This window comes from Paenibacillus sp. 01T422, from assembly GCF_056398785.1.
The window spans coordinates 1-9322 of the sequence record NZ_JBFTQB010000191.1 but is presented as its reverse complement, the minus strand read 5'-3'; the positions used below and the strand labels follow the sequence as shown (position 1 = coordinate 9322).

Below are 9322 nucleotides of genomic sequence, written 5' to 3'. Positions count from 1 at the left end.
CGGTAAGCCTGAGCTGCCTCTGATGGAACCAATTCACCCGGTATGGAGCCTGGCGCGCTCAGAATTTGTAAACAGTAATGTTCCAAATCAGCGAAATCAATCAAACCTTTAGCTTGTTTACCTGCTTGATAACGATGTCCGAAATCCGCAACCAAATCGACTAAAGTATGTAGAAGCGGTGCTATGTCGGCAATTTCCTGATGGAATTGCTCAGGGGTTCGACCGAACAGCTCCTCTTGCATTTTGTTAATTTGCTCTTTGACTTTATTGCGCAGCTCTTTRACTTCTTCCTGCAACGCTTTATCGTAATCGTCGCCTTTGCATGCTTTGAGTTTGCCAAACTCGACGGTTTGAAAACCCAGATACAGAACGGACCACGGATAGGTTGTCGTTTCCAGTAAATTATTCACGAGCAGTAAATCCTCTCGTAAATTGTCCAAATAAGGAGCTGGCCCGCCTGGTGAATCGGCGATTTCGATCGCCTGCCGCAGTAAGTCGGCGGCTCCTTCGAGCTCCAAAGCCAGGTCGCGGATCAGACTTTGCTCCCAGATCGCATAGTCCGCAGGCGCCGACGCAGCGGCAACATACGGCAGCGCCTCCTGCATAACAGCGGCTGCCTCATCCGGCACCTCCTGCGGCGCAGGCTCCGGCGCCCCGAACATCGAAGCCGTCGCTCTGAGCCAATGCTCCGGCCACGGATGACTGCGCGACACATCATACAGCTTTTGAATAAGCTGCATGATCGCGTCGTCGTTCCGCTCGCCGCTGAACGAATCGACCAGCCGCCAGAAGGCGCTGTTCTCTCCGCTTTCCGCGTAATATTCCTCTAACATCTCGCCAAGCAGATCTTGGCGCATAAGTTCCGCTTCCGTCTCATTGGCAATCCGGAAACCGGGATCGAGACGAATGAGACTGAAGTAACGCTGCACAACTTCTAAGCAAAAGGAATGCAGCGTTGTAATCGATGCGCGCCCCATCAGCGCGATCTCCACGAGTACGGCGGTTTTGCCTGAGCCTGCAGCAGCGGCAACGAGCATATTTTGACCTTTGAGCGTAATCGCGTCCCATTGATCGTCCGTCCACGTACTGCCGGGAGGCTTTGGCTGTTGTTGTTGTTTATTCACTTCGTTACACTCCTTTCCGCCTTCATCACGGGCTACTATTATGCTCCATTTCGGACCAGAGCTGGTCTTTCCCCCGCTGTTTCAGAACATGGAGTTCATTCCCTTCAAACAACGGATCAAACTGGCAAATCGATTTATAAGAGCAGTGCAAGCAGGCTGTTTTTTTGCCTAGTCGATAAGGGGCARTGTCCACATGACCATCGGTAATGCTCGTTCCGATTCCTTTTACCTGCTTACGTACATATTTCCTGAGCGTATCCCACTGTTCATCTGTGGCGACGGAGGAGCTTGAATAGAAACTTCCGTCCTTCTTCAGAGCAACGGGAATTAATTGCGAGTGCCCCGCGCTTTTTAACAGCTCATTATCCATCAATCCAGCAACTTCAGCATCTGCCGTGATTAAACCTTTCATTTTAAAACGTTTCTGAAGTTCTTTCTCTACGGCCGCAGGGTCCAAGGCATTTTTTTGCTGAAGCATCGGGTTATGCACATGGAAATAAAGCACGCCTGCCGGCTTCGCCGCAATACCCAGCCAACGTTCCGCATGAGTAATGATGACATCCAAATAGGTAAGCATCTGCAGGGACAGCCCGTAATACACTTCAGATAACTGCAAAGAGGTCGAACTTGATTTGTAATCGATGACTCGCAGCAGAACGCCTTGCTCGCCATCCGCCCGATCCACCCGGTCGATTCGACCAATGATTTCCATCGTACAGCCATTCTCTAAATCAAAGGTTAAAGGAGGCAATTCTTTGCCTGGGCCGAAATCGATTTCCAGACCTAACGGTACAAACTGGCCATGTTTCGCATGTTCGCCTAACACAACAGCTGCTCTGCCTACAACTTGCTTCAATTTTCTCGCTATATAGGCATATCTACTGGAACTGAGCAGAATCTCCCCTTGCAGTCTTGGGGCAAGTTCATCCACAACTTGTGCGGAGCGCTCCATGCACTCCTCCGCTGACAGCGATCCCCAATCAAGCTGATCCTGCTGCAGCCTTTGAACAAACTGGTTCAATGCGGCATGAAACAATTGTCCGATATCCGGGGCATCCAGCCGGTAAACTCGTCTTTCCTGCAGCCTTAAGCCATGGGACACGAAGTGGGAGAAGGGGCACGCCACATATTTCTCCATGCGTGACACACTCGCCCGCAGATTTTGGCCATATAGCAGCTTGCTCGTTTTGGAAGATATTTTGTTCTCTTTATTCGTATAACGAAGCGCCTGAACCACCGATTGCAGCTTCATCTGCCACTCGGGCTTATCTGCATACCAGTTGTACGTCTCCCACCATAGATCTGCCATGCGGCCGCCAAGCATCCAGTGTTTCATGCGCACTGCCAGATAGGAGATCGCCTGATTCGGATGCGCCATATAGGCTGCCTGCTCATCTTCCGGAGATTCCGCAGCTGGTTCAGCAAGCAAAAGCGGTGTCTCCGTCCCGGGAAATAACTGACGCATTTGTTTAATGAGCTCGGATGGTAGGAGCGATTTGCCTTCTTCATCTGCTAGCGGATAGCTCATCCACAGTCTTTTACCCGGTACAGTTAACGACGTATAAACAATAAATTGCTCATCCAACAGCTTCCGCCGGCTTCCATCCGCCATCGGAAGACCAGATTCCATCAGAACGCTCCGTTCCGCTTCCGTTAGAACCCCTTTTTCCGGCATTTGGGCAGGGATAACGCCATCGTTCACACCTAGTATGTAAGCATAACGTATACCGCTTGAGCGAGTCCGATCCATGCTTCCGATCAATAATTGATCCATTGAGGGAGGTACTAACCCTAACTTCATGCTTTCCATGCCCGTCTCAACAAGACTGTTAAAAATCTCAAGGGACAACTCATCGTCCCCCATCGTCTCCACTAACTGATCCAGCATCTCCATGATACTGTTCCACATTTGCCCATGCTCACGGGCTTTTTCCGGTTTGCCTTCTTGAATTGCTTGCTGACTCCAGGCTTCCAGTTTCTCCGGAGCCTGAACAGCAACCAAGAGTTCATATAAGGCTTCAACTTGCGCTTTAACAGACCCAGCTTGCTGTAGGCGTTTGGCAAAGGCGAGAAGCGGCTTCACCACCCACTCTTTGCTTCTATTCAATGCGGCTAATTCAGCTGTTTGCTCTTGAACGCCTTCATCAGCCTGCTCTAGATTAGCCCGAAACTTATAGCTCCACGGCTTGCCATCCGTCCATCTGTAGCCTTGGATACCGAAAGCAAGCACATAGTTTTCCAGCTTATCCAACTCTGTTCTCTGATCGGCCGCCTCGCTCGGCAGCAGTAAATCCGTCTTGACGCAGCGGAACACGGCATCATAATGCCAATTATGCTGAACAACCTCCAGCGCCGAACGAATAAATTCTACCAGCGGGTGATGCAGCACCGTCCTTTTTTGGTCAAAAAAGTGCGGAATTTCATAATCGGTCAGAACAGCTTTTAATAAATCCTGATAGCCTTCCATATTGCGAACCATGACGGCGACTTCGCGCCAACGCACGCCATGYTCACGAACCAGGTTCAGCATATCCCTTACTGCGCCTTCCACTTCAGCACGGCGATGGACAGCCTCTGCAATCACGAGCTGATCGCTGATTTTCTCACATGCAGCCGGTTTATAACGATGAGCCCCACCGCCAATACGACGGTCAAAATTGCGCTCCAAATACCCGAGTAACGGGCTGTCGTCATAACGTGGCGAACGATCCGGCGCCAATAAATGAACCTCCGCTGACGGCAATCCAAGCTGCCAGATAAGCTCCTGCAACCGAACCATCGTCGTCGCTGTAGGGTGAAATAAATCCAACTCATCCGGCGCATCCCCGGCTTGCAGTTCCCGGTCCAGGCAGAGCGTAATCGTCACCTGTTTGCAGGTCGAAAATAACGCGCCAAGCACGGCAAACTCCTGCGGCGTAAAGCCATGAAAACCATCAATCCAAACCGATGCAGACCGCAAATAAGCGGAATTCGGAATCTGCCCCGCCAGCAGCGTCAAATAGTCCTCGCCATCCAAATACTGCTGGGATAACTCCGATTCAAATTGGCGATAAATCAGCTGAATATCATGCATTTTATCTCGGAGCAGACCGCTCTCCCCAAGCACAGAAGCCCGTTTCTGCTCATGCAATTCGAGCTGCTTAGCCGTAACACAATACCTTTTCATCTCCGTAAAAAGCTGGTTCAAACGATCTACAAAGCCCATTTGCTCAGCCGAGTGGCCAAATAAGCGGAGCTTTTCTTTCTGTTTATGTAAAATGCTTGTAAGCAGAAGTTTCTTACCCATATCATCAATCGGCAGTCTCGCTGTACCGCCTTCTTCTTGCATGACACGCCATGCCAAACGGTGAAAACTCAACACCTGAGCCCGAATCATCCCCCGAATGCCGGGATCTGACACTATGGCGTGCTCGGCCTGAAAAGTCGCTTGCTCCGGCACTAATAACACAAGCGGATCGCCCTCCGGTTCCGCCGCCAATTGCTGTTTCATTTCTATTAAACAACGTTCACTTTTTCCGCTGCCGGCTCTGCCGATCACGAAACGAATAGACATACAGGGCCTCCTTCAAACTGATCTCTAAAGATATCAATCTTATCTATTCTATCATACTTTTGGTAGAAAAGAGGCGTGGCAGATGATGGGCCTTACGCTGGCATAACAAAAAGCCCATCCCCACTAACATGAAAATTCATGATAGAGAAAATGGCTTTAATTTGATAATCTTCAATTAGTTAGGAAGGACTCCGCAGCGACTGCGGCAGTTCGCCGATATAGACCGATTGCGGCCGAAAAATACGATTACAGCTCGTTTGTTCCAATAGATGAGCCGTCCATCCTACCATTCTGCTCAGTGTAAAGCTTGGCGTGAAGAGGGATGTCGGAAGAGCAATCGCCCGCATCACAGCTGCGGCATAAAACTCCACGTTTACATACAATTTCCGGCCTGGCTTATATTCATTTAATAGCTCGACAGCTACCTTTTCTACGTGGATGGCCAAATCGAACCATGGATCCTCAGCAGCCAGTTCAGTCATGAGGCGCCTAAGCGCTTCCGCTCTAGGATCGTTTGTTTTGTAAATGCGRTGACCAAAGCCCATGAGCTTTCTGCCTGCCTTCAGCTCTTCACGCAGCCACGCCTCCGCATTGCCTTTGTCTCCAATCGCATCCAGCATATGAAGCACTTCCGATGGCGCTCCTCCATGCAGTGGCCCTTTCATTGCGCCAATGGAAGCGCAGAGTGCAGAAGCAAGATCTGATTGTGTAGATAACACAACACGCCCAGCAAATGTAGATGCATTCATCCCATGCTCCATAGCTAGGATCAAATAGGCAGTTAATACTTTCACATGGACCTGCTGCGGCACGGAACCTGTCAGCATGTACAAATAATTGGCAACATGATCTAACTGCGGATCAGGTTCAATTGGCGTCAGCCCTTGCGATCTCCGATAATGATAAGCAATGATTGTTGGCAGCATGAGGGTGTTAGCGAGAATCCTCTCAAAATGCAGCGGCCATTCAGCCTCCTGATGGCTAATTGTGCCTAGAACAGAGGTAGCTGTGCGAAGCACGCTCATCATTTCGCTTTCTACTGGCAGCAAATCCAGTACCGCCTTCAGTTCCGCAGGTATGCTGCGTTGTTGCGCCCATAGTCTAAGGGATGCGCTCAGCGCCTCCGTGGACGGAAGTTCCCCATGCCACAGTAAGTAGGCGACCTCCTCAAAACTGTTGTGCAGGGCAAGCTCCTTCGCTTCGTATCCGCGATAGACGAGAACCCCATTTTGTCCATCAACCAAGGACAATTCTGTTTCTGCTGCTATAATGCCGTCCAAACCAGTTACGGATGCCATATCGTCATTTTCCTTTCGATGTGCAGAGTGAAAGTGCTTTCCTTCATCATATTCGGATATGCCATTTTCATCCAATTAGCGTTTTCTTTCGTTATGATAAATTAAATATTTCACCTTAATGTTAGTGATTATATTTGTTTATGCAAAAGAAAACTGCACCCGTTCACTCCTCTGACCTGACTTAGCCGAGCCGAACCTAGTCAACATTCGGAGGAACTACAGTCCGCTATTTCGTCCAATAGTGGGGATTTGGCAGCCGTATGGGAACTACATGGCCTTATTTCATCCCAATTGCCTGAATTCCAGCCAAATGTTACGAAATAGCGCCCCGTAGTTCCCCGAACTGCCCGAAGCATATCGCTGTCTGCTCCTTTCTCCCAACGCGTGCGAATCATTGGCGTGCGTTGTAGCCGACGCATGGCGGCGCTCTCAACCCCCCACGCGCATAAACAAAAACGAGGCCATAATGGCCCCGCCTCTTCTCAATCTATTTGCTTCGCACCTCAAAAATCGCGAATTTCAAGTAATGTCCCTCATCCACACCAAGAATACGTGGATGGTCCATGCCAGCTCCACGGAACTCAACTAAACGCAAGAGCTTGCCTGCATCCGTCGCCGCCGCATGAATCGTCTCCAGGAAAAGCTCAGGATGCATGTGGTACGAGCAGCTCGCCGTGACTAGGTACCCACCTTCATTCACAAGCTTCATGCCGTGCAGATTAATATCTTTGTAGCCGCGGCATGCGCCTTCAACTGCGCTTTTTGTTTTGGCAAAAGCAGGAGGATCCAGAATGACGACATCCCATGTCCTGCCGCCCTCAGCAACCGGCTTGGACGTGTCGATCTTCTTCCCTTGAGCGCCAGTGCCAGCGTTGGCGCGCACTTTCCGTTCATCCAAACCTCTAACTTGGGTTCTCAAATATTCGAATGCATCGGCAACAACAAATTCGACACGGTCTTGGAAACCATTCAGACCAACATTCGTTCTCGCGCTCTCAATGGCATGCTCGGAAATGTCCAGACAGGTCACTTTTTTCGCGCCGAATTTGCAAGCGTTGAGGGTAAAGCTGCCGGTATGAGAGAAGCACTCCAGCACGGAGGCGCCATCCCAGTAAGGGAATGTCACGACTTTGCCGTTCGCATTGACTGGCAGTGTTTGCACAGCACCTTCATGCTCAACTTCTTGAAGCTCGATGCCGCTGCGATAGCCCCAGCCTGTCATCAATGGAGCAATAGCTGCGCGATTTTCCCGTTGATCAAAGAAATAGCCGGTTTTTTGGCCTTCCTCGATATCCACGCGGATACGCAGGCCATTTTCAAGAATATCCACATGTTTGGGACATTCGCCGTATAATAAGCCTTTGGTTTGCTCCAAGCCTTCCAACTCACGGATTGACACGTCGCTGCGCTCATAAATGCCTGTCGGCTTTACAACTTGGACGAGTGCAGCAACGATCTGCTCACGGCAGCGATCCATACCCAATGTAAGAATCTGTACAACGAGTGTATCCTCGAACTTATCCACAATAAGCCCCGGTAAAAAGTCTGCCTCACCATAAACCAACCGGTAAGATTTCGCCTCTTTCACAAAGCGGCTGCGATGCTGCAAGCAGCGTGTGAACCGCTCAACGAAAAAGTCCGTCGTCATTGCTTCAAGCGGCTTATACGATACAATTCGGACCGTTATTTGCGAAGTTTCATTGTAGTAGCCCGTCGCCAAATACTGGCCCAGATGCGTTTGCACGGGAACAAGCTGCCCCGATACAACTTCCCCGTCTACACGCTCAATTTCACTTTTGAACACCCACGGGTGACCTTGCTCTAAACGAGGTTTACGTTTCTTATGTAAAAATACTGCTGCCATATATCAGTTAGCCGTCCTTTGTGTGATACCGTTCCGTCTCTCTGGTGCTTGTCATGCTTGTCTGTACGGTCACATATATTGAGTGATAATGAAAAGTTCATTTGCGAGGGAGAATGCTATGATGATGACTACCATTATCCTACCTGTGGTTGCAGGGTTAGTTTTATTTCTCTTCGGCATGAAGCTTATGGAAACTTCGCTTCAAATGTGGGCCGGCCCCCGCCTCCAGCTATGGCTGGAGCGGTTTACCCGAACGCCGGTGCGCGGCCTCGTCACCGGCACCGTGCTCACGGCGGCGCTGCAAAGCAGCACCGCCATTACGGTCATCGCCATCGGCCTTGTCGGCGCTGGCGTCTTGACCTTCCCGAGAACGCTCGGCGTCATTCTCGGCACGAACATCGGCACTTGCCTCACCACCGAGCTGATCGGACTCAGCCTCGGGGGGATCGGTGTGCCGATCCTGCTTGTGAGCGCCGCCATCTGGATGGCGAGCTGGTTGGCCGGCCCCTTGCCGCCATCTGCGGCGCGAGGGCAAGAACCAGCCGCCCCTGCCGGCAGGCGCGAATGGCTGCGCAGCGTCCGCTACGGATCGCTGGCGGTGGCGGGCTTCTCACTCGTGCTGCTCGGCATCGAGATCATGCAAACAATCGGGCCTGCGCTGCAGTCCCGCGGGCTCTTCGCTTGGTTTGTCACGGAAGCCAAGCAAAGCTTGCTGTGGGGCATCCTCGCCGGCGCAGCCGTTACGGCTCTGGTGCACAGCAGCGCAGCGGTTATCGCGATGGCCATGGGCCTCGCTGCGATTCAAGGCATCCCCGTCGAACTGGGCATTGCCATCACAATCGGTGCCAATGTAGGCACCTGTGTGACGGCACTCATCGCCGGGATGAGTTCCTCCCGCGCCGGGCGGTACGTCGCCTGGTCGCATATTCTGCTCAACGTTGGCGGCGCGATCCTTTTTTACCCCTTCATCCATCAGCTTGTCAGCCTTTCAGCCCTGCTGGCGGATGATGCATCGTCACAAATCGCTCGCTCGCAGACAATCTTCAATGTCGCCTGTTCGCTGGTCGCCTTGCCTTTTTGTTATCTTAGTATGTGGAAACGCCTTGAGTTCCGTTCACAATAGCTACGCCTGAGCTAGTGCCTAAACGTGTTGCTCCAGCTTCAATCATCGCAACAGCCGTTTGCAAATCTCTTACGCCGCCCGATGCTTTGACGCCAATCGTATCCGATACGTTCGCACGCATAAGACGCACATCTTCTACTGTTGCCCCACCTGGACCAAAGCCTGTGGATGTTTTCACAAAGTGAGCACCTGCTTCTTCCGAAAGCTTGCAAGCCGCTATCTTTTGTTCATCATTCAAAAAGCCTGTTTCCATAATCACTTTAACAATCGCTTTACCTTTAACAGCATCTACGACTTGTTTAATATCCGAACGAACAGCATCATATTGACCTTCAAGCAGCAAACCAATCGGAAGTACGG

At 51.0% G+C, this 9322-nt stretch carries 6 protein-coding genes; 1 reads left to right on the top strand and 5 read right to left on the bottom strand.

Annotation, left to right across the window (positions count from 1 at the left end; all coding sequences use genetic code 11):
* From AC1DUA_RS13050 to AC1DUA_RS13035, 4 genes are all read right to left on the bottom strand, one after another.
* The coding region (locus tag AC1DUA_RS13050) for a UvrD-helicase domain-containing protein (RefSeq protein ID WP_477500169.1) at positions 1-1124 on the bottom strand (1124 nt) is incomplete at its 3' end.
* A 25-nt stretch (positions 1125-1149) separates the two neighbouring features.
* Positions 1150-4677, bottom strand: coding sequence for a helicase-exonuclease AddAB subunit AddB (gene addB, locus AC1DUA_RS13045; RefSeq protein WP_477500168.1), 3528 nt, complete (start codon positions 4675-4677; stop codon positions 1150-1152).
* Between the two features lie 179 nt (positions 4678-4856).
* Entirely contained in the window at positions 4857-5975 is a 1119-nt protein-coding gene (locus AC1DUA_RS13040; RefSeq protein WP_477500167.1) for a citrate synthase, read from the bottom strand.
* A gap of 487 nt (positions 5976-6462) precedes the next feature.
* On the bottom strand, positions 6463-7839 hold the full coding sequence (locus tag AC1DUA_RS13035) for a class I SAM-dependent rRNA methyltransferase (protein WP_477500166.1): 1377 nt from the start codon (positions 7837-7839) through the stop codon (positions 6463-6465).
* 118 nt (positions 7840-7957) lie between these two features.
* Here AC1DUA_RS13035 and AC1DUA_RS13030 point away from each other — a divergent pair, with 118 nt between their 5' ends.
* Positions 7958-8962, top strand: coding sequence for a Na/Pi cotransporter family protein (locus AC1DUA_RS13030; RefSeq protein WP_477500165.1), 1005 nt, complete (start codon positions 7958-7960; stop codon positions 8960-8962).
* Here the strand turns inward: AC1DUA_RS13030 and deoC are convergent.
* A partial coding sequence (gene deoC, locus AC1DUA_RS13025; RefSeq protein ID WP_477500164.1) for a deoxyribose-phosphate aldolase occupies positions 8925-9322 on the bottom strand: 398 nt, incomplete at its 5' end. The two genes, AC1DUA_RS13030 and deoC, sit on opposite strands and share 38 nt — an antisense overlap.

Excerpts from the sequence above, each read along its gene's own strand:
- AC1DUA_RS13030 (WP_477500165.1), top strand. The coding sequence starts at position 7,958 with ATGATGATGACTACCATTATCCTACCTGTGGTTGCAGGGTTAGTTTTA.
- AC1DUA_RS13035 (WP_477500166.1), bottom strand. The coding sequence starts at position 7,839 with ATGGCAGCAGTATTTTTACATAAGAAACGTAAACCTCGTTTAGAGCAA.